Here is a 21992-nt window from a genome sequence, read left to right as displayed (position 1 = left end):
TAATCCCTTATAGTTCAATTTTAGACTAAAACTGTACTCATTTTGAAACATGCCCATAAACAGAAATACAAATGATGCTAGATACATTTATATAGCATCATTTGAAAATAATTATTCACATAGTGGTTTGCTAATATTCATACTTGAAACGGCGCTATTCATTTGTGCAACTATCTGTGCTGGACTTTGAGCTACATAGACTTTACCGCCAGTTTTATTAGCTACACAATCAATTTTATGCTTCCCAGCAATATCCACAATATTTATCTTTAAACGCGGCTGTTGAGTGGCTATTTTGCTCGCTAACGAACAAATATTAGCTTTGGCACAATTGTCTTGACCATCACTAATAACTAATATGTAATCATCACGGTTTACACCATCAAGCATTTTGCTGGCTTGTTTTATGCCACTATATAATGGCGTTGCACTGTTATTATCTAGTGGTTTTAACCTGTTAATTTTATTTTTTAACTTACTTCTATTGTCATAACTATAAAACGGTGTAGTTTGTGCTACAGGACAAGATGAGAGTGTGACTAATGCAATATCAACGTTTGCTTGTATTTTATCAATGCTTGCTAATGCTACTTTTTTACTACTTGATAACCGATTAGGCAGGCGTGTCATGCGTTTTATATAAGCCTCAGCTTCTTCTGGCGACATTAAATCTTCTGTATTCAAGAATTTATTAATAGCTGCTTGAGACTCCATCAATGTAAACATCATTGATGCTGAATTATCAAATATCATAACCATTTTAGGTGCGTCACTGTTACTGACAATCTCTTCACGGGCGATACAGCTCTTAGGTGCAACGACCATTGGCTTTGAAGTTGGCTCTGAAGTTGGCTCTGATGTCGATTTTACAACTGGTTCAACTTCTTCTTTGCGGGGTTCCACAACAGGTTCTGGTTTCTTTTCTTCTACTGGTTGAGTAATGGCTAGTTCAGCAACTTGAGCCACAGGCTTTTGTTTTTCATATGGGCAAAATAAATACCAAAGGAGCCCAAACAGACCAAGCAATAATAAAGCTAAAAGTAAAAAATGCCACCAGCGCCAGAATGTTTTTGGTGGAATAATAGGAGGTGGCGCGGGAGGCAAAATCGGATCTTCAAAGTTATTAATGATAACGGGTTCGTCATTAATAACATAAATAGGGTTACCTAAGCTTTTAATTCTAGGTAACCATGATGAAATAAATCCTTGCTGCTCAGCAGTTATTGGCATTGACTTAACCACTGCTTCGATATCGTTAATACGATCTTGCAATGTTTTTTCTATCTTACTTTTCTGTGATTGATTACAAATATCACTCAATAAGACAGCTTGCCCTTCTAAAAGGGTATACCAACCAATATATTGATTATCGTTAATCAATCTCGGTATAGCTAAAATTGAAAAAGTACGCTCGGTTAAATGTGGCTCTAGCAGCGCTAGCAAAGAATTATATTGATCTAATAAAGACATCTTTTCGGAATTATTATGATCACACATAAACCTTGCTATTCGCTGCATTGCGTAACTGTTTCCTTTTATTTCTTATACTGTTATAAAAAAGCGATTAAACAAAAATTTATATATTTAATGCCTTTTGCAACTGTTGAAGTTTTTTGTTTAACGTTTCTAACTCAACTTGCTTTTCAATTTGTGAATTATTTGAATTGTTAGCTTTTTTTAGTTGCTGTTCAATGTCTTTAACTTGAGCTTGTAGATCATCACGACCTTTAGCCTTTTGTTTAACTTCGTTTGTTAATTTAGTTAAATCATTTTTCAATTTTTGTTGTTGCGCTTGTTTTTGTTTAACACTTAATGAGGTATCGTTTTTCTGTTTTTCAATTGTCGCATAGATTTCTTTAAACTGCTGATTCGCTCTTACTTCATTTTCCAGAGTTTGCTTTTTCTGATCGATCCGAGCTTGGTAATTTCCTGAATAATTACAGCTAATTTTATCCATAATACCAATGTTAGTATTAGTCGGATCGCACTGTTCGGGAGTTGTTGAGCAACCAGCTAAAAAAATAAGCGGGCTGAGTAATAGAAGATGTGTTTTTTTCATAATTAGCTAACCTTAACTGCTGAACGTTGTTGTGTAACAAGATTAATTTGATTTTCAAGTACTGTAATTTGTTTATGTAATTGACTTATTTGTTTATCGAGTTTTGATACATTAACGCCTGATTGTTGTTCTTGAGAAGAGATTAAAACCCAATCATTTTCAACTTTTCTCATGCGTTTTAATTTATCATTTAAATAGGCAATATTAGCATCAATTTGCGTTAAATCATTTTTAGCTTGTCTTTTATTTAACGTATCTTTTTTGATTTGATTATTTAACACTTTAAGAGTCGCTAAATTTTTATCCAACACAGCTTTAGCTGTTTCAGTTACTGCTTGAACTTCGTAAGTATTTTGTTGAATGTCTTGGATGTAAACATCAAGGCGCATTTCGGCATTAGCATATTCAGCTCGTTTACTGTCAAGATAATAGTTAGCGCCCATCATCACACCACAACCAACCGCAGCAGATGCAATACAAACGCCAGCTTTTCCACCTGCTAACATACAACCAATACCGCCTAAACCCGCGCCAACAGCACAAGACTGCCACGCTGATTTACTAAAAAACTTAGCTGTGTTACTTTTTGTTAAAGCAGGGTCGGCATTTCTAGAGCTGACTCCTCCTCCCCCTTGGCAGCCAGTTAAAATAAGCGATACACACAAAAACAGCGTTACTATAATTTTATTCATCATCTTTTTCCTTTTATTTCATTGCATGTTTGTAGCCAAGCTGATCTCGCAATTTTCCCCGATTCAATATATTGATTAATATGTTTGAAATAGAGTTTTAAATAGTCACTCATATTAGCTTTGCCACTATTTTCTAAAATAAATTGAGTAGAGTTAACTTGATCATTAATAGTAACTTTCTCGTAATTTGACGCAGTATTAACAATAGTATCGGAATAATATTTCAATATAAAGTCCCGAGCATTTTTAGACTCATCAACAACTTGTTTCAAATTATTTAGCTTCACTTTTGAACACATATTGTCATCATCTAAAGTATCGCTTTCTTTTGGATCGCAAACCTCATTAGTCATTGTTCTATATAAATTGTCATTATACTCAAATTTACTGCTTAAATCAGAAACATTCGCACACAAAAATGCACCTAATTGTAATGCTGACTGAATGGATCGATCTCGTTGTTCATCACGAGCTTGGTTAGCACTACGTAACAGTGTATTAAGTTGATTTAATTCTTTTTTCGTTTTCTCGTCTTCCACTTGTTTGGTGATTTTTTCAAGCTCACTAACAACATTAGCATTTTCTGAGCTTTCCGTTTCGCTACCTAATTGGTTCCATTCTTTTTCTAACTCTTTGATTTTATCACTAGAATTCATCACTTCTGTTGTATAAACCAAACGAAACCCAACATCTTTACTCTTATAAGCACCTTTATCATCATAAAAAGGTTTTTCGGTACGAAAAGCACTGGTAGTTGATGATTCAGGTGTCAAATAACTACCACCACGCACTGTCATACCGCCTTGTTGACCATGATAACGATCGAGCTTATTCATTCGAAACGAATCAAACATCATTTCGCTTGCATTACCTAAGATATCAAACAAATCTAGCGGATTAGGTTCAAGCCGTCCAATAAGTTGTAATTTTCCATTAGCTGACTTGGCACCAGAAAACCACGCGTAATTTTCAAGATTACCCGTCATTGGGAACCGTGATTCACGAAATTCTGATTCGGTTACTTTCGAACCACCTCGTGCAGCATATTCCCATTCGGTATTATTCGGTAAACGGACATAACCATTAGGCAAACTAATTGATTTTAGCTTTGACCGATTTTCAATTAACCAACGATTATATTTATTTGTAAAAGCTATAGCATCAAACCAACTAATATCAGTGATAGGAAAAGAGAGGTTCACTTTAGGTATTGGGCAGGTGTCATTCATTACAGATTGATATTGCAATACGGTAATTTCATATTTACCTATCAAATAGTACCGTTCTTTACCTGCATCAGAAAAACTTCCTGCTATATAGTTGGGTGTCGCATATTCAGCAAAACCAAGCTCTTTTTGATTACTTCCTAAAATAACTTTGACATCATCTAACGATTTATTGGTAGGAGTAAATACCTTTTTCATCACTAAACTACCATCACACGGCATGGGTAAAATGACATCATCTTTGGCTGGTTTGGGATTATAAAATTTACTGTCCCAAGGCTCAGCAAAGCTTAATGAGGGAAGTAAGCTTATTGTAGCCAATCCCCAATAAGCCAATCGAATACATTGGGGATAACTATGCTTCACGTAAGCTTTCTGCTGGTTGAATTTTAATAGCACGCCGCCCTCCTATAACCACAACGCCGCTTGATATAAATAAAGTCAGTAAAAAAGCAACGATAAGATGATAAAATTGTAATTGACTCACCACGGATTGTGAAATCAAATTTTTACCTAAAACTAAATTAAAGGCACTATTTCCTAATCCAAAAAGCACACAAGAGATAACAAAAGCTAAACAGCTTAAAATCATTGCTTGATTGATTAAATAAAGCATAATGCTTTTTGAACGAAATCCAAGTAATCGCATAAAGGCAATATCTTTGCGTTTACGTTCAATATTTGATAAAAATGCCCCTGTAAATGACAAAATACACCCTAAAACAGCTGTAATTGCAATGACACTAAAAATAAAATTGAGCACTCGATCGATTGCTTGCATGTTTTCAATCGCGTTAGCTTGTGTACGGGTTTCTATATTTTTTTCTCGTAATTTAAAGGCTAATGGGGCGACATTATCTAGTGAATTGGCATAAATACGGGCTCGCGCAAACGAAGTATGTTTTGGCGGATTTGATTGCCCAGTAGACGTTAAAAAAATATCACTTTGGTAGCCATCATAAAAATCTTCCATGGCAATAAGTAAATCTAAAGAAACAAAAGCAGCTGCTCGACTATAACGACTCTCGGGAATAATATCTACCACATCTAATGTGGTTATGCCTTTTTCCAGTTTTCCATCAAGCTGCCTTGTTATCACCATTTTCACACGACTACCGATAGTTGCTTGCATTTTTTCTGCCGATAATGCGCTTAATATAATTTGATTTTTATTATTAAGCAAAGGCGTAGCTTCTGTTATTGGATCACCTGTAGCCGTAGGAATAATTTCGGCATTATTCACAAAATGACTCGCATCTTTCATTAAATCAGCTTGTGTATTTAATGAGCGTGTTAGAGGGATAACAAAAGCCGTTTCAGGCTGTTTTTTTATCCACTCAAACATTTCACTCGTAAACTGTAAATTACCAACGATTTTGACTTCTAAATTTTGTGGATCATTAAGTAATTGTTCTCTAAGTTGAGAAACCACACCATATTTTAAGCTAAATAACAATAATAATGGCGTAATCACTGAGATCACCGAGGCAATAATACAAAACGAAACTTTTTTGTCATACCATAAGTCAGCTAAAGATAAGCGAGTAACAAGTAACCATTTTAATATTGCTTTAGTCATTTTTTACGCCTTATCTTGTAATGGTAAAAATACTGAGGATTGGGGGGAAGTTAAGTTAGCTGATAAAGTAAATAACCCTTTGCTTGCAATGCGTTGCCAATCGTGCGTTACAATCATCACAGCAATATTGTCTTGCTGAGCTTGCTCAATAATTAAATCAAAAAGTAAACTTGCATTATAGGGATCCAATGCCGAGGTTGGCTCATCGGCAAGTAATAATGCCGGTTTATGAATAATGGAACGAATAAAAGAAGCGCGTTGCCTTTCACCAATAGATAACTGTTTAGGATATTTGTTTAGCAAATGGTCAATTTTAAGTTTTTGCACTAGATAATCAAACCGGCTGTTATCCACTTTTTTTTGTAATAACTTCAATGATAATAAAATGTTATCACGAACTGTCAAAAAAGGTAGTAATCCACCTGTTTGTAACATAAAACCCAAATACTGAGCTCGAATATCAGCCAGTTTATCAAGCTGGTTTTGCTCGATTAGCGTTGCAATGTCGATTGCATAATTATCAACAATCAATTTATAGTGGCCAATTTCATCTGGTTTTAAAATCATTCCTACCATTTCAAGTAATGTGCTTTTGCCTGCACCACTATCGCCCTGAATAACAACAACTTCACCAGCTTTGACGGTTAGCTCTGGCAGGCAAACACTAAAAAAGGATTTACCTGTTGAGCGCAAAATAGATAACTGCTTAATAGTTAACATATGTCTAAGGTAACATTTCTAATGGGATAGGATAAACATTTTCGCGAGGATCGCTGCCTTCGGCTAACGAAATCCAACGATCGACATCGGCATTACATTTTTGATAGTAACGAATTTTACTATTTAAATTACGGATAAATTTTTCTTGCTCAAGCCCGCTCATGCTTTTCCAAGTATCTTGATCAAGCCCTGTCACATCACTTTTATATGGAATGTTATCTAGATATTCACCAAGCAGACCTAAATCAGCAATTTTGGTCACCGAATCTGATTTTAATTTACTTGGATCTTGCCCCATTGCAGCAGCAACAGAGCGAAGCTGGGAAAACATATCATCGGCTGAAATTAACCCATCATTAGCCGCATTAGCAATTTTGCTGACAATATCACTCAAATCACTAAGTTGCGATTTAGTTAATAATATACGAGGCTCGGCTGTTGGAATCGTCGGTTTAACGAAATCTTTATCTGCAATCCACGCTTTAAAAACGGTTGGCGCTTTAGTCCCTTTGGTATCGCCTAAATAAGCTAACTGCATGGCCTTACTGAGTAGCAATGCATCTTTTAACATATCAGAATTATCATCTTTTGCATTAAGTGCATTGCCGACAGAAGCCTCGCCTTTATACGCAAGCTTAACTTGTTCTGATAAGGCTTTTGCCAGCAAGTCAACTTTTTGGCCAAACTGATGTACATCTCCCGCATTAACAGGATAATAAAGCGATTTATGAATGAAATCATTATAAGTTAGATCCGAATATTGCGTTGCAGCAATCTGATGATCTTTTTCACCACTTGGCGTTTTTAAATGTAGTGCGTAAATAGCGACGCCCTTATGCTGAGCTTCAAGTCTTAATTGCGCAGCATCCATTCCTGTACTAGAAAGTTTATCATCACCGGGAATTGCACTAGCATCTGTTATCAAAATCATGTAACGCGCGCCAAAGCTATTCCAATTAATATCATTTAATGCTTGAGCAACCCCAGCATAAGAATCTTCGGCAAAATATGCGGTTGATACAGAAGCTTGTTTAAGCGAAGCGCTTAGCTGTTTAAAATCCTCTTTATCTTTCACTTTATTGGGATCGGCAAAAAGTTTAGAAACAAATTCAAGTTTATCCGAGGCCTTTAAACTCGATCGAAATGAAACCAATCCAAATTTAACTTGATCTTGTAAATTTTCTTTTTCAATGTGCTGATAAACTCGCGTTACCGCTTCTTTAGTTCTTGAAATATAAGGATCCATTGAAATAGTGGAGTCAATAACAAACACAATGGCGGCTTTAAATGGAGCAACTTGATTAGTGCTATCATCAGTAGTTTGGCCATTAGCTGGTTTTGTATTATTTTTTACCAATGAATCCTGTTTACTTACTGATGCTACTTCTAGCACTCGCTCATAAAAACCTTGCCCATTCATAACCTCTTCACCTTGTAAAATAGGTAATAAATAGAAGTTACGTTTAAAATCAACAAACTCTTTAGGCTCTTGAGCAACCACATCTGAAGCTGGCTTATTGGCTTTTAACGTGTCACGAATAGGCTTTAATAAAACCTCTGGCTTATCAGCATCAACAATAGCGGTTAATGCAGCCTTATCTTTGAAAAATAACAAAGGATCACGATCAACAGGGTTTGTAAAAACTAATGTCATTTGCATATTCCAAGCAACTGCACATGAATTATTAATCCAACCTATCGTTTTTCCATAAGAATCAGGCCCAACTTTAAGCCATTGCTGATTATTGTCGTTTTTACGTTCATAAACATAATAGCGTGAAAATGCTGGCACAGATTTGCCGGTAGGATCTGTAATATTATTTTTTAATTCACACGTTGGTGTGCTTAATACACGCTGATATAAGGTTTTTTTACCTTCTTGTTTGAGCGGTTCAGCTGCCGAAGCTATCCAAGGTACACAAGCGAGGCTTAGACCAATAACGAGTTTTGAAATTGCTATTTTTTTCATATCCTTTCCTCACTATTTTTGCAATTCAGCTAAGCGATTTTTGGCTAGGGTATTATCAGGATCATGATTCAAAGATGTTTCATACCAATAAATAGCGGTTTCTTTATCTGCTTTAAAGCAACTATTATTTTCATAAAACTTCTCGTCGTACTCTTTAGCATAAAGTATAGCAATCTTCGCATTTTGCTGAGCTTGATTTGCATATAATCGTTGAGCAATATTACATTTTTCAGCTTTTTTAGCTTCAGTAATTATCTGAATAATTGCATCAACTTCTGGCTTGGTTTGTAAACATTGTTGAATAAAAGTTAAGTCATTGGTAAAACCATTATTTAAACTGCATTGGGCACTAATTTGCACCGGTGTTATTGGTTGTGATTGCTTTTTGAAAAAGAAAAAATACCAAGTAGCAAAAGCAATCCCGATTAACATCATAAAACCAATTATAATAGCAACGATTAATCCTAAGCGACTTTTCGGTTTAACCGATTCAAGCGGTATTTCAGGTTCAGGCTCTGGTATTGTTTCCGTTTCAACAGGTTCAGCCAGCATTGTCTTCTCAGTATCCATGCTCGACTCTTCAATTAATGGCGTCTCTTCTTCAACAATAGATTCGTTTGCTAATTCTGGTTTTGCTATAACTTGTTCGTCATTAGGTAATGCTGCCTGCACATTTAATGCCGTTGATGCAAACACGGTGTCAGCAATACTAACAACCCCGCCATCAATATAATTCTCATTTTGTTTATCACGAATTTGTATAAGAAAACGAACCTGATTTCCCTGTGACAACAAAGTGTCAACCAACCATTCACTGACTTGCCCTGTTAGCTGTTCATTCTCTACAGACATATTTTCAACTGTATGCCAACTTTTTTCAGGAGCCCACTGATTCAAATCAGATAAATAGTACCCATCCTGATTACGTTGTATAAGCATATCAATTTCAGAACTGCCTTTCCATTTTTGAGCTAAAAACTTCGCAACACCGGGTTTATAACCATCTAATTCAATTCTTAATGCCATGATATCCTCTATTTTATACCCAAACTTTGAGCATCATTCACTCTATCGAGTGATAAGCCTTTTATTCAAAAAGGCTCATTTACTATATTTAGTCAATACGTTATTATTTATTTTTAATTAATCTGCGATTGCTTGAAAAAGCCAAGAATTTCGCCTAACCGACTATTTTGTTCTTGACTAATTTCTCGCCCTGCATGGTGGCCTACATTTTCTTGCGCAAGCACCGCAAAAGCAATAAACCAATCAAAGATCGCATATTGAGAATAATTTTTAGTATTATCGTCTAGCTTTGGTAATGAATGCGATGATTGAACATTAAATTCACTTAATGGTGAAGAAAATATTGGCTTACCTTGATTAACTTTGCTCATTGGTATATCAGTTACTTGACCTTGAATAAAACCTAACCAAGCAATAAAGTCTGCCAGTAAATTATGAATAGTACTGATTTGCCTAGACTCAAGATCATCCCGTTTACTACCCATATTTTCATTATTCAAAATATGCTCACTTAAACTTGCTTCAAGTTTCATGCGATTCGCAGCAGTAATAAGTTCTTCTATAATAAAAGAAAGTGATTTTTGAGTAATTCCAAAAAACTGTAAAATATGTTTATCTAAAACGATATTTCTTAAATGCTCTAACCATGCCGAAAAAACCGTTTTTGCAAACTTTGATTCTGTTGTTAATATAGTTGCTTGTTTGGTAGTTAACGATGAATTCACATCAGAAAATAGTTCAAAATCCGCATTTAATCCGAAATCATTTGAGAAATTATCTAACAAATTATCATTACTATCTTGCTGTGTTTCATTTTCTATCGTATTAGAATGATAAAGTGCTCGAATTGTTTGCTCGGGTAATTCAAACGTTTTAAGTAGTTCGCCTAATAATAAAGCTTTATTTTGTAGTTCTTTAACAACATTAGCGATAACTTGTTTTTTCTTAACGAGCTCTTCATTACTATCTGCTTGATACCAAGTATCAAAACGCATATTAATAATGTAATCAATTTTTTCATTAAGTTGTTCAACAATCCGCTGTTGTTTAACTTCAGTTATAGCAACTTGTTCTAAGTATTGACTAATTCGCCCTATACCGCCATCATTGAGTTTTAGCATAGCATCCCACGCTTCCTCTGGCTGAAAAACATATTCTTTAATATCACTATTTTGAATAAATGTGCTTCTTAATACATTCATTTTATCTTGATAATTTTCATTATAAGCTTGTTCTTGGCAAGTTTTTGAATCGACATTTAAAAATGGCACATCAAATCCAGGTTTGCGAACTAAGAAGACATTATTAAATTTATGCTCGTTGGACCAGTTACTTAGCCAATCATAACTACCAAAGCGTTCTAAAATAGTTTGTTGTAGCAAACCACCTTTACCCCAACTATTTTTAAGATTATCTTCTGATAGTGTTAATGAGGTACCAATGCGTTTATCAAACATAGTGATTGCCCATAATAAACCCGCTTTTTTAGTGGCTCTTTTTTCAGCAGTTTCACCTTGAGTTTTATCAATCCAACGCTCAAGAACGGGACCCACATCATTAACATCAGATTGTTTATCTGACGGTGTGCAAACAACTAGCACGTTCATTTCTTGGCTATCTGTGTATTTTTCGAAAAGATAAGCAACTTTGCCTCGCAATAAAAGCTGAGCAATAGGGTTACCTTCTTTAACATCTGAAACTGAAACCAAGTTTAAGCGACCACGATATCCAGGAAAATCGAGCAAATCGACGTTTTCAAAGGTTGGCACTCTGGTTTTATTAACTAAAGGGAAGAGTAATTCAGCGGTTAGAAAAGCCAGTTGAGCTAAAGAGATATCTGTCGGCACTCCATTGAACGGCGTTATGGTCACTGATGAATCTTTATTAGTGTTCAAACGTTCAAGAATATCAACATTCATAATACTGTCAATTTGTGATTTAGTGCCATTATTATCTTTAACTAATACAGAAAGTGGCGCATACACAGTTTCAACATGACCTAAACTCGATAGTGTTGTGGCTAATTGAGTATAAATTGTAGTGAGCTCGGCAAGCCCACCCCACAAAACAGCCAATAACTCCCCTCGCTCAGCTATTGGTAAGTAAGGGAGCAACAGGATGACTTTTTCCCAATATCCCCCTTTCAACTCATCAAGGGAATTGCCAAAGTTTTCAGATAAGTAGTCATAAAGATCAACAATATCGTCTTCGTTAACGCCACCTACATAACTGGTCTGTTTTTTAGTTTCTAAACGTTGAATCAACTGATTTAGCTGTACTAACTCAATTTTATTGGAGACTTTTTGTTGATCAAAATCCTTAAAGTAAGCATTTATCAAGATTTTGACAATTTCTATCTCTTTAAATAATTTTAATTCTAATGGATAGTTAGGTATGCCACCTTTGGCAATACGGCTAAAGCGGGTAACAAGGCCTGTTGCCTCTTTGCCACTTCCGACAGGGTTAACGTGATCGATAAAATCGAGAACTTCATTATCCACAATGGTTTCAAGTTTACCATTTTCACCAGCGGCTAATGCTGAAATAAGATAAGATTTGCCCGCTTGTGATAACCCAAAAAAACCAACTGCAACAGATTTGGCAGAAACATCACCTAATCGTTTTGCACTATTACGCAAACGGCGCAAATCCAGAATTAAATTATCGGCTTCACTATTTAAACGTTTGGATGAATGACGTGTTTGATGCACCCATTCAATAGCCTTTGCGGACGCTTGATAGACCTGATCCCAAGATTTAGGAAGTTGTTCATTTAAGTTATTCATCGTTTTATCATTCCACTATCAAGCCAATATTGTGCACTAATTAAACCAGAGTTAACCATTGTGTTTAAACTGAGTTTAATATCCTGATTTTTATTACAAGCCCGCCCGTCAGAGGCTTTTAAATCTTTAATATAAAAATTTTCAACCATTTTTTGTTTGTTCTTTATACCTAAAGTCACTTGTAACACCACACCTTCAGCACTCAATCGTTTAGCCACGTCACTATTTTCAATTGTCAAAATATAGATAGGCGATGCAGGCCAACGGTCAACTTCAAGCTGCCTAAATCCAAGCCTTGTGGTTCCTCTAATTTCAAATGATAGTTCAGGAAAATCATAATCAGGATTATCCAAGTCAATATCTTGGTAATAGACATTTTCCTTTTTAATCATATTCAAATTATCTAGCAGCCCAATGTATTTAACAGTTGAATATAAATCCATATTAGATGATCTAAAATAGAAATTAGGTAATCGTAAATTCTTGCTTAAAAAGCACAACATAGCTCCCACTGCGGCTGTCGTTTTAGGATCATCAATACGTTCTTGTTTATGGAATGGGTACCAACTACCAGTGTGATACCCATGTAATGGTAAAATTCGCCCAGCAGGTATTGATAACCGTGATCGAAAATAACTTTGAATACCCGGTAAACGCGAAGGGCGACCAGTTAATAAAAGCACATCACATTGATAACAGCTAATAATTTCCGATAGTGCATCAAAAGTTTTACAAATATTGTAATAATCACCACGAATAAACAAATAATGAATACGTTTTAAGTTAATTTCGATAGTTAAATCAAGCACTGAAAAATCAGGATTGTTTAATGCGCGCTTAATTGGATCATTAATAAAACTAAGCACGTTATCCGTCATAATGTTATGGTGTAATAATTCCCTAAAGGTAGAGCGATACACATGCTGTTCTGCGTGTAACGGATCGTAAAGCTCATACGCTTTTAATATTTGTAAACCAACAGGCGTAAATAACTGTAAAGTAAGTTGCTGACGCAATACTGCATCTTGTATAGATAGTTGTTGCGAGCCAATAATTGTGGATAAAATTGGATTCGGGTCAGCAATGCCCGCTTGTTTTAAGCCATTTGTTAAAGCCGTTAACACGGTATCTTGGATAATATCAAGCAAGATATCATCACCAGCAACTTTAAATCCATCACGAAAACGTTGTGTAGGTACGATATAGGCATTACTACTATTGGTTTGTGCACTGACGCCGTAGTCTAATTGATAATCATTAATGACTAAATCGGTTGTACCACCGCCGATATCAACCGTTGCAATGGTCAGTTTTTGTTTATTTTCTTTGTCTGGGCGAATCATGGAAGCAATAAATTCTTCACTACGTCCATTATAATTATTTTGTGTCTCATTAAAAAGGTACACAACTTGACCGCACGTTGCTTCATCCCATTGAATATAAACTTCAGGGATATTTGGCCAAACACTTTGTAATTGCTCTGGATTATTGAAGTCAATATTATCATCTGAACTATCCCAACCAAGGCTTTTCCAAACCAAGCCGATTGCTTGATATACACAGCTTTTGAATATAGCTTGTTCAGGCTTAGGCATCGCTGGAGGAATCGTTAAAATAATTGAACGTAAATTACGCGGTGTTTTAGCATGTTCAAGTTTATTACGTTGGGCAACACTATTGATTTGCATTAATGCGTGCATTAATACTTCGCAGAGCATAAATGTCATCAAAGAACTGCGAGAATATTTTGGATGGAAAACGGGCATTTTGCGATCATATTCTTCTTGAATATCATTGCTAAGAATGTGTAACGCTTCCCCATATTCATTAATTAAACTTGAAAAAGGCTCTGCGGTTGCAAACGGTTCATGATCGCTTTTGACATAATGAGAGTTAAAACGCCAACCTTGTTCGTATTTATCTTGATCCCACAAATAACGTTTTGGACTTGAAAGCCCAGTTGCCCCCTCATTGCCCTCCCGCCTACTGGCAAGCCGGCTTGCTTCTTGACCAACACGAACAATGCTTGGCCAACGAAACGTATCTCGTCGCCCACTTTGCAAAGAAAAATGCTCTTTACCAAAAAAGGTTTGGGAAAATTCTACTCGGCTTTCAAATGGTTCATTATAAATATGCTCTGGTTGCGTTAAATCCCGAATTTCAAGCTCATAACGATGGTTTAAACTATCTTTATCTTGAACATGATCTTCAATTAAAATGCCGCAAGTGCGAGAATTTCCTACATCTAAAATCATGTCAACAGGAATTGATTTCACCAAATCATTTTTAGTATTTGAGACAATTTTAATTGTCGGTAAATGTAATGAGTCGGCAAGTAAATGGATGATATTAAGATAATGACCATAATAAGCTTTATTTTTCATCTCTATATTAAGATCATCTCTGTGAATTTTTAAGCGCTGGGGATCACCCGCCAACTCTTGAAAAAGATCAATTAACCAATTGGTGATCCATTTTAGTTCTAAATACCAGGAAATGTGATCTGAACGATGTGCTAAACTAAATACGGCACCAGTCATTACATCATTTTCCGTTGGTGCAAGGTAAGCCACATCTTGTAAATTAGCAAACACTTTTGTATCAAAAGCAAAAGTAATTCGATTTGTATTACCATCGGGATCTTCCCCCTCAGGAATACTAACAATTCGAACTCGGCTCCAGTTATGAGGTCCTTTATCAAAGCGTTCAGGCGGTATTGAGCGTAAAACAGGCACTGGTAACCAAATACCGTCGTATAATTTTAACGATTGCTCAACACTTATTTCTTGTGTTGGATTAACGGCAAATGTTGGATTATCTGGCGAAAAAAATTGACCATTATCCACATCTTCAATCAATCTAATCAGTGCGCCACTTTCGGAGGGATCAATAAAGTTACCATTAACTCTATTGCGCCAATAGTTATCTTTCCAATCAATTTTAAGAGCAAAGTCAAGAAACTGAATACCGCTATTCATAATAAGTGTCACTTCTTGACCATAATTGCGTAATTCTGGAAGCATATACAACCTTTATTGTTTTTTCATCGTTATTGGGAATGCAGTCCCATTATTATAAATTCCTTGGCAATTGGCTTTATTATCCTTGCCTTGCGTACATTGAATTTTTGGTAATTGATATTTGGTATTGTCACTACAAACAGCCTCAGTGTTACCTGTTATATCTAAATTAGCGTTTTTAATGCCAGTGCTAACATTACCTGTACATTTTACACCATCACTACGTGTTATAGTCACTTCACCATTGCCATCATTAAAGTTATAACTTAATTGCAATGGCTTGCCGGTAGCTTTATCTTGGATCCCCCCGTTTGCAGACCATTGACCATTTAAGAAATCGGTGGTTCCTTGCTTGATTGCATCAGTAGGAAAAGCTAAATGGTCAGCCTGATCAGCAGCTGAAGTCGAATCTGATTTATTATTTTTATCGGTTGGAGAAGTCGTTTGGTCAGTGCCATCTTGGCTATTTTTCTCGTCAACATTATCTTTTTTATCCGGATCGGGAACATTGGATTTTTCATCCTTTCCATCAGTTTTATCCAGATCTGGAGATGGTACCGACCCATTTTCATTATCTTTAGCATCTGGTTTTGGAGTATTCTTATCATCATTTGTGCTATCAGCTGGTACAGGATGATCAACCGAATCACCAGTTGTATCAGCATTAGTAGGAACACGATTAACATTATTCGTATCACCTAAAGCTGTGTCATTTGGTATCACGTTATTGGTCGCGCCTAACCGATTTTCTACAACGACATCTTTTGGCTCAGTTTTTAATGCAACGTTAGGTTTTTTCTCATCTTGTTGTTCATTTTTTTCTGCTTGATTAATTGGAGCATTTTCTAAAGACAAATTTGGATTAATCGATATTTCAGGTTTTAACCAACAACCACGCAATAAAAACAATGCTAGCAAAAGCAACAATAAAGGTAATAATCCCAGTAACCATATCCACCAACGCTTCCACCATGGTTTATTATTAATAGGTGTCTGAACTGGAGGCACCGTTGCTGTTGATGCAACTTTTTTTGCGGGTTCTAAACAATAGAATGGAGAATTAACTTGAGGCGTTTGTGGATAAACAAATCCCCAAAAAGTAATAACGGGTTTGTCATTAACGATATAAACAAATTGATTACTTGGAAAACGTATCGCCATCAAATTAGGCTCAGCGCTGTCGGCATTATTTTTGGGATCATAAATAAGGCGGCTAAAAAGGAGTTGATCCCCTTCTAAATTAGGATTACTCGCTAGTTGCTTACCGAAATTCATCACTTTATGTTCAAATTCTCTAAGCAAAGTTAGTGCTGATTCTTGCTCAGACTCGCTAGCAGAGCTCCAAGGTACGATATAATATTGGCCATCAGGCTGGTCTGAGTCAAAAGGAATATACCAATCAATAATATTGCCTTGATCATTACGTTGGGGGATAGCTAAACAATCAGCATATTGCTTACCTAATTTAACTCGAAACATTTCGCGGATTTGAGTTGCAACGAGATAGGCAGCCTTACCATCATGCCCTAACATTTTGAAATCTTTGATATCACCACTTCGAAGTAATGTATTTGCCATATATTCCTTTTTATTCCTTAATTTTATTTATCTTTTTATAGGATTATATCAATTCTAACAGAAAAACTTGAATGTTGTAATTGGTTTGCTAGCCGATATTATGAGCTTTTCATCTGTTTTTTAACTCAAAATACAATCAATTCATCATAAAAAATAATAGGTTATATAAAAATTATTTTAAAAAAGCCACGCGATTATCCGGTTAATTTTATCCAATAAGCGCAATTGCTATTATTTCTGTTTTATACTAAAACGTATGAATTATCCGAAACCTCTCTACAAAAATTCACTTTATAAACTCATCATCTGTTAAAACGCGTAATGGTTGCATATCACTTTCACCTTTTATAACCAATGTAGGATCTGACCGTAAACAAGCACCGCCATAATGCCCACCAACAGTAAAAGTACATAACTGTAGATACCGATCATCGACCTTAGGTAAACACCATAATTCTTGATAGATGTTTTCTTGTTTTGCAAATTTACCCAGTGTTTTATCAAGCACTTGTTCTTTACTATTGACTAATTCAATATTGCTACCCCGCCGTCCTGCGATCGGTTTAATAGCATAACCTTTTTTAATTAGGTTTTCATTAAGTTCAAAAGTCGATTCTAATAAGTAACGGTGGTTAGGAAATAATGACCATAGCACAGGTAAAATAGCTTTATTACTTGGAATAACCGTCCATAATGGCTCAAAAACAGACACTTCTGGACGTAATAATACATCAATTAATCTCACTGAATTTTCAGGGTGCCCTGTACGAATAGGTAACCCAGCAACTTGTGCTTCACTTTCTTCTCGAAGCTGTTCTAAAACCGTTTCCCAAGCCCATGTTTTCCAGACACAAGTTACTTGACGGCCTTCATCATCCACAAGCCGCCCACGTTTATCCCAACATAGCCCATTAAGGCCCCGTAAAATCTTACTACTAAATCCAGCTTGAGTAAGAGCGCTTTGCATAAATAGTGCATGATAATTTTCTTCACTATCATTGTCTTGCATAATATGAACAAAAGGTTCGGCGTCACTATGCACCCAACAGTTAGCTAAAGAATTAAGTAGGCCACAACTAGGATCAGTTCCTCGGGTTAATCCCGCTTGGATTGCCCATTTTTGTAAAATATGCCCCGCTTCCGTATGGCAAGAGGCCGAATCGGCATTATATTCATAAACTTTAAAGCCACGTTCATCCATACAGAAATCTAATCGTCCAGTAATCATTTGATAACGGCGTTGCTGCCAAGAAAGACGTAATCTTGGCCATAATATTTCAGGAACATTAAAATTAATTAATAAATTATTATCCTTTAACACCTTGTCGGTAGCATGTAAATACATTAAATGTAATTCGTTTGTTGCCCGAATTAACTCTTGTTCGGCACTTTCTGAAATGGTGAAATAACGATATTGATCATCATGGCTAATCGCATGACCTGCTGCTAATACATACACACTTTCTAATGGGTCTGATTCATTTAACCATTTTTTAGCAAATTGGCTTTCATTTTTAATATGAGCACTGTGGATTTCCAGTAAAGGCTTAGGAATTGTTGGTTGTGGTAAAGTATATTCGGTTTTGTCAGTTTGAATCATCCAACCTAAGATTTTCGTGTCATCAAACGTATCATGTAATTGATAGCCCTCATTACTCACTGTCATTTTAAGTTCGCGCGTCCATTGTTGCCCAATGGGTAAGCGGGTATGTATTACATTTTGCTCAGCTATCCTAATTTTATCTTCAAACACTTCAGTAATAACAGCGACATGACCTGTTCTATCAAATACACCGCCATCATCCCATATCAATAAAGATCCTGCTTCTGGTATTTTTTTACTGCCATTAGCATACGCCTGTAAAGGTAAAATGGCTTCGTTAACAACTTGCCTTAAAAAGCGTAGTGAAAAAATTTCGTGAGCCATACCCACATCAGTAAATACAATACCGTAATTTAAGAATAAAAATCGCCTTGCAAATTCAACACATTGCCATTTATATCCCATATACTCATACCCAGAATAGCTACGAAATGATGCATCAGTCGGGTATTGGGTTCGATCCAATGTTTCATAATCAGAAGAATAAATGGCAACGCCACCTGGCGCATAACCTAATAATGTTCCGAAAGGTTCTTTATCGCTGAGCTGAGATAACATATTGTATTAACCTTATAGAGAATGAATAGCAAGATACATTTATCAAGCTGTTAGAATTTTCTTATCATAGATCAAATTATAGCCTTTAAAAAGCAATGTTTATATTTCATTACTTGAAGAAGACTAAATTGCCTATATATAGTGACTATTCTTAGTAGTCTTACTGATACATTGCTCCAATTAAGTGAGAAAAATACAATTATGCAAAAAACAAAATTAAATGAATTATTAGAGTTTCCTTGTTCTTTTACCTATAAAGTCATGGGAGAAGCAAAGCCAGAGCTGGTAGACAAAGTGGTATCAGTGATTCAACGCCACGCTCCTGGTGATTATACGCCATCAATTAAACCAAGTAGCAAAGGTAATTATCATTCTGTGTCAATTACTATTAATGCCACTCATATTGATCAAGTTGAAAATCTTTATAAAGAATTAAGCGAAATCGATATTGTTAGAATGGTTTTATAATATTTTATTTTTTATTAAAAATAGAGTCTTATTTTCACAAATAAGGCTCTCTATTGATTATAAAATAGGTTGAGTTGAATCAATCCGATAGCTAAAAAATTGAGTAAAATCCATATTTTACCAAAAATAAAAACTTCAATAAAATCAATGGCTTTTCTGAATGTTTTTTAGTGAAGTTTATGATATCTTGTCTTTTAGTTTATTGTTGTATAAATAGAAAAATTAACCTAATGAATTAAAAAAGCGCAAGATCATGTTAACCCTCTTGCGCTTTTAATCGATAACGAATTATCCCAAAATTTTCGCTAATTGTTCTGTTACTTGAGCGACAGGCTGTGTTCCATCAACACAGAAATACTTTGTGCGTCCCTCTTTTGCTTCATGCTGATAATAATTAATAAGTGGTTTAGTTAAATCATGATATTCAACAAGGCGTTTACGAACGATCTCTTCATTATCATCTTTGCGAATGGTGAGGGGCTCACCTGTCACATCATCAATGTTTTCAACCTTTGGCGGATTATGGCGAATATGGTAAACACGACCTGAAGCAGCATGAATACGACGGCCACTCATACGATCAATAATCACTGCATCGGGCACATCAAATTCAAGTACATAGTCAACGTTAATGCCAGCTGCTTTCATTGCATCTGCTTGCGGAACGGTACGTGGAAAGCCATCTAATAAAAACCCATTTGCACAATCACTTTGCGCAATACGCTCTTTAACCAATGCAATAACAAGCTCATCGGTAACCAATTTACCTGCATCCATTAACTCTTTTGCTTGCAAACCAAGAGGCGTACCCGCTTTTACCGCTGCACGTAACATATCACCCGTTGAAATTTGGGGAATACCGTATTTTTGCATAATAAATTGTGCTTGAGTTCCCTTTCCTGCTCCTGGTGCGCCTAATAAAATAATTCGCATAAAATAACCTCTTATGGCTTTAAATATAGATACAATTTTCTATTCTGGTAAATAATGAAATATCACTTTACTGCTGGAGATTAAGCCATCAGTGTGACAAATATAGTTTATAGCGCCACAACCTTTAACCATTTGAGCACTCTGCTGGCAAATGGGGCAGACATACTGTTCTAGGTAATGCTGTTTGCAATGAGGACAGTCGTAATGTTGTGGCGACACAGTATTCATTTTATTATGGCATTTTGGGCAAATACCTTCTTGCCCACCATCAACGCTCTTTTTTGTTGTCATCAGCTATTTACGGCCTCGTACATGTTTCATTAAACGACGACGTTTACGTTGTTGAGAAGCCGTCAAGCTATTCTTACGCCCTTCAAATGGGTTGGCTCCTTCTTTAAATTGAATTCGAATTGGTGAACCCATAATTTTTAACGATCGTCTAAAGTAGTTCATTAAATAGCGCTTATAAGAATCAGGTAAATCTTCAACTTGATTACCATGAATCACCACAATTGGTGGATTATAGCCACCCGCATGTGCATATTTTAATTTAACGCGACGCCCTCGAACCAAAGGTGGCTGATGATCGTCTTGCGCCATTTGCATAATCTTGGTTAATAAAGCGGTATTAACTCGGCGCGTTGCACAATCATAGGCTTCTTGAATGGAATCAAATAAATTACCAACGCCACTGCCATGAAGTGCCGAAATAAAGTGTACACGTGCAAAATCAATAAAATCTAACCGATCATCTAACGTTGACTTTACTTGCTCTTTAATATCTTGAGATAAACCATCCCACTTATTAACGGCTATCACAAGTGATCGCCCACTATTAATAATAAAACCAAGTAATGATAAATCCTGATCAGATATACCTTCTCTGGCATCTATAACCAAAATAACAACGTTAGCATCTTCAATTGCTTGTAATGTTTTAATAACTGAAAACTTTTCGACAGTTTCGGTAACCTTTCCGCGTTTACGAACACCTGCGGTATCAATCATGACATATTCACGATCATCACGTGTCATAGGTATATAAATACTGTCACGCGTCGTACCCGGCATATCATAGACAACGACGCGTTCTTCACCTAAAACTCGATTAGTGAGTGTTGACTTACCAACGTTCGGTCTACCAACAATAGCAACTTTGATTGGCTGGTTAATCAGTGACTCAGCATCATCTTCAACATCATCATAAGCATCAAGAAGCTCATCATCGGTAGGCTCATCAGACAAAACCTCATGCTGATCATTTTCAAAATGAAAAATAGGATCTAATACCGTTTCGATTAACACATTAACACCACGACCATGACTTGCTGCAATCGGATGAATGTTACCTAATCCTAAACTATAAAAATCAGAAATAGCGCTATCAGCATCAATACCATCAATTTTATTAGCAACTAAAAATGTTGCTTTTTGACGAGAACGAAGATGTTTAGCAATGGCATGATCAGCAGGCATAGCACCAGCTCTTGCATCAACTAAAAAAAGCACAATATCTGCTTCTTCTATTGCTTGTAAGGATTGTTCAGCCATAAAGCTTTCAACCCCATCCTCGGTGCCATCAATACCACCAGTATCAATGACGATATATTCATGCCCTTTGATCTCTGCGCGCCCATACTTACGGTCACGCGTTAATCCAGGGAAATCAGCTACTAAGGCATCTCGAGTTCGAGTTAATCGATTAAATAAAGTCGACTTTCCAACATTCGGACGACCAACTAGTGCGACAACAGGTATCATATTTATTCTCAATT

The 21992-nt window shown here is 36.0% G+C and carries 16 protein-coding genes; 1 reads left to right on the top strand and 15 read right to left on the bottom strand.

The features are described from left to right. Positions 1–111: 111 nt before the first annotated feature. The 12 genes from A9G45_RS05775 to gss all read right to left on the bottom strand — a co-directional run bounded on the left by A9G45_RS05775 (position 112) and on the right by gss (position 18816). Positions 112–1497 (bottom strand): VWA domain-containing protein, encoded by a 1386-nt coding sequence (locus A9G45_RS05775; protein ID WP_176701657.1) that lies wholly within the window; start codon positions 1495–1497, stop codon positions 112–114. A gap of 79 nt (positions 1498–1576) precedes the next feature. Next, positions 1577–2059 carry a hypothetical protein gene (locus A9G45_RS05770; RefSeq protein WP_065568394.1) on the bottom strand — a complete coding sequence of 161 codons (483 nt, stop codon included), beginning with the start codon at positions 2057–2059 and terminating at the stop codon, positions 1577–1579. Between the two features lie 2 nt (positions 2060–2061). Further along, positions 2062–2751, bottom strand: coding sequence for a hypothetical protein (locus tag A9G45_RS05765; protein ID WP_065568395.1), 690 nt, complete (start codon positions 2749–2751; stop codon positions 2062–2064). Next, positions 2751–4376 carry an SUMF1/EgtB/PvdO family nonheme iron enzyme gene (locus tag A9G45_RS05760; RefSeq protein ID WP_218057044.1) on the bottom strand — a complete coding sequence of 542 codons (1626 nt, stop codon included), beginning with the start codon at positions 4374–4376 and terminating at the stop codon, positions 2751–2753. The genes A9G45_RS05765 and A9G45_RS05760 overlap by 1 nt, the downstream gene beginning before the upstream one ends. Beyond that, the gene (locus tag A9G45_RS05755; RefSeq protein WP_065568396.1) at positions 4333–5556 is read right to left on the bottom strand and encodes an ABC transporter permease; all 1224 of its coding nucleotides are present in this window, start codon (positions 5554–5556) and stop codon (positions 4333–4335) included. The genes A9G45_RS05760 and A9G45_RS05755 overlap by 44 nt, the downstream gene beginning before the upstream one ends. Before the next feature lie 3 nt (positions 5557–5559). Beyond that, complete coding sequence (locus A9G45_RS05750; protein ID WP_065568397.1) at positions 5560–6276, bottom strand: ABC transporter ATP-binding protein; 717 nt, start codon at positions 6274–6276, stop codon at positions 5560–5562. A 4-nt stretch (positions 6277–6280) separates the two neighbouring features. Then, positions 6281–8245 carry a vWA domain-containing protein gene (locus A9G45_RS05745; RefSeq protein ID WP_065568398.1) on the bottom strand — a complete coding sequence of 655 codons (1965 nt, stop codon included), beginning with the start codon at positions 8243–8245 and terminating at the stop codon, positions 6281–6283. Between the two features lie 12 nt (positions 8246–8257). Next, positions 8258–9271, bottom strand: coding sequence for a hypothetical protein (locus A9G45_RS05740; RefSeq protein WP_065568399.1), 1014 nt, complete (start codon positions 9269–9271; stop codon positions 8258–8260). A gap of 113 nt (positions 9272–9384) precedes the next feature. Next, complete coding sequence (locus tag A9G45_RS05735; RefSeq protein ID WP_065568400.1) at positions 9385–12057, bottom strand: putative virulence factor; 2673 nt, start codon at positions 12055–12057, stop codon at positions 9385–9387. Beyond that, a complete protein-coding gene (locus A9G45_RS05730) occupies positions 12054–15080 on the bottom strand; it encodes a virulence factor SrfB (RefSeq protein WP_065568401.1) in 3027 nt (1008 codons plus the stop codon). Before A9G45_RS05730 ends, A9G45_RS05735 begins: the two co-directional genes overlap by 4 nt. A gap of 9 nt (positions 15081–15089) precedes the next feature. Next, complete coding sequence (locus A9G45_RS05725; protein WP_065568402.1) at positions 15090–16655, bottom strand: SrfA family protein; 1566 nt, start codon at positions 16653–16655, stop codon at positions 15090–15092. Between the two features lie 286 nt (positions 16656–16941). Continuing rightward, entirely contained in the window at positions 16942–18816 is a 1875-nt protein-coding gene (gene gss, locus A9G45_RS05720) for a bifunctional glutathionylspermidine amidase/synthase (RefSeq protein WP_065568403.1), read from the bottom strand. 201 nt (positions 18817–19017) lie between these two features. Here gss and ybeD point away from each other — a divergent pair, with 201 nt between their 5' ends. Beyond that, a complete protein-coding gene (gene ybeD, locus A9G45_RS05715) occupies positions 19018–19284 on the top strand; it encodes a DUF493 family protein YbeD (RefSeq protein WP_065568404.1) in 267 nt (88 codons plus the stop codon). 288 nt (positions 19285–19572) lie between these two features. Here the strand turns inward: ybeD and adk are convergent, their stop codons facing one another. The 3 genes from adk to der are packed head-to-tail and all read right to left on the bottom strand — an operon-like array spanning position 19573 to position 21978. Next, positions 19573–20217 (bottom strand): adenylate kinase, encoded by a 645-nt coding sequence (gene adk, locus A9G45_RS05710; protein WP_065568405.1) that lies wholly within the window; start codon positions 20215–20217, stop codon positions 19573–19575. A 39-nt stretch (positions 20218–20256) separates the two neighbouring features. After that, positions 20257–20508 carry a YfgJ family double zinc ribbon protein gene (locus A9G45_RS05705; RefSeq protein WP_065568406.1) on the bottom strand — a complete coding sequence of 84 codons (252 nt, stop codon included), beginning with the start codon at positions 20506–20508 and terminating at the stop codon, positions 20257–20259. A gap of 3 nt (positions 20509–20511) precedes the next feature. After that, a complete protein-coding gene (gene der, locus A9G45_RS05700; RefSeq protein ID WP_065568407.1) occupies positions 20512–21978 on the bottom strand; it encodes a ribosome biogenesis GTPase Der in 1467 nt (488 codons plus the stop codon). Positions 21979–21992 lie beyond the last annotated feature (14 nt).

The organism is Gilliamella sp. HK2 (genome assembly GCF_001690265.1).
GTDB classification, from domain to species: Bacteria; Pseudomonadota; Gammaproteobacteria; order Enterobacterales; family Orbaceae; genus Gilliamella; species Gilliamella apicola_C.
This window is presented reverse-complemented; position numbering and strand designations above follow the sequence as displayed.

Coding starts and splice junctions, on each gene's coding strand:
- der (WP_065568407.1), bottom strand. CDS start 21,978: ATGATACCTGTTGTCGCACTAGTTGGTCGTCCGAATGTTGGAAAGTCG.
- gss (WP_065568403.1), bottom strand. CDS start 18,816: ATGTTATCTCAGCTCAGCGATAAAGAACCTTTCGGAACATTATTAGGT.
- A9G45_RS05725 (WP_065568402.1), bottom strand. CDS start 16,655: ATGGCAAATACATTACTTCGAAGTGGTGATATCAAAGATTTCAAAATG.
- A9G45_RS05750 (WP_065568397.1), bottom strand. CDS start 6,276: ATGTTAACTATTAAGCAGTTATCTATTTTGCGCTCAACAGGTAAATCC.
- A9G45_RS05745 (WP_065568398.1), bottom strand. CDS start 8,245: ATGAAAAAAATAGCAATTTCAAAACTCGTTATTGGTCTAAGCCTCGCT.
- A9G45_RS05770 (WP_065568394.1), bottom strand. CDS start 2,059: ATGAAAAAAACACATCTTCTATTACTCAGCCCGCTTATTTTTTTAGCT.
- A9G45_RS05775 (WP_176701657.1), bottom strand. CDS start 1,497: ATGTGTGATCATAATAATTCCGAAAAGATGTCTTTATTAGATCAATAT.
- ybeD (WP_065568404.1), top strand. CDS start 19,018: ATGCAAAAAACAAAATTAAATGAATTATTAGAGTTTCCTTGTTCTTTT.
- A9G45_RS05730 (WP_065568401.1), bottom strand. CDS start 15,080: ATGCTTCCAGAATTACGCAATTATGGTCAAGAAGTGACACTTATTATG.
- A9G45_RS05705 (WP_065568406.1), bottom strand. CDS start 20,508: ATGACAACAAAAAAGAGCGTTGATGGTGGGCAAGAAGGTATTTGCCCA.
- adk (WP_065568405.1), bottom strand. CDS start 20,217: ATGCGAATTATTTTATTAGGCGCACCAGGAGCAGGAAAGGGAACTCAA.
- A9G45_RS05740 (WP_065568399.1), bottom strand. CDS start 9,271: ATGGCATTAAGAATTGAATTAGATGGTTATAAACCCGGTGTTGCGAAG.
- A9G45_RS05735 (WP_065568400.1), bottom strand. CDS start 12,057: ATGAATAACTTAAATGAACAACTTCCTAAATCTTGGGATCAGGTCTAT.
- A9G45_RS05765 (WP_065568395.1), bottom strand. CDS start 2,751: ATGAATAAAATTATAGTAACGCTGTTTTTGTGTGTATCGCTTATTTTA.
- A9G45_RS05755 (WP_065568396.1), bottom strand. CDS start 5,556: ATGACTAAAGCAATATTAAAATGGTTACTTGTTACTCGCTTATCTTTA.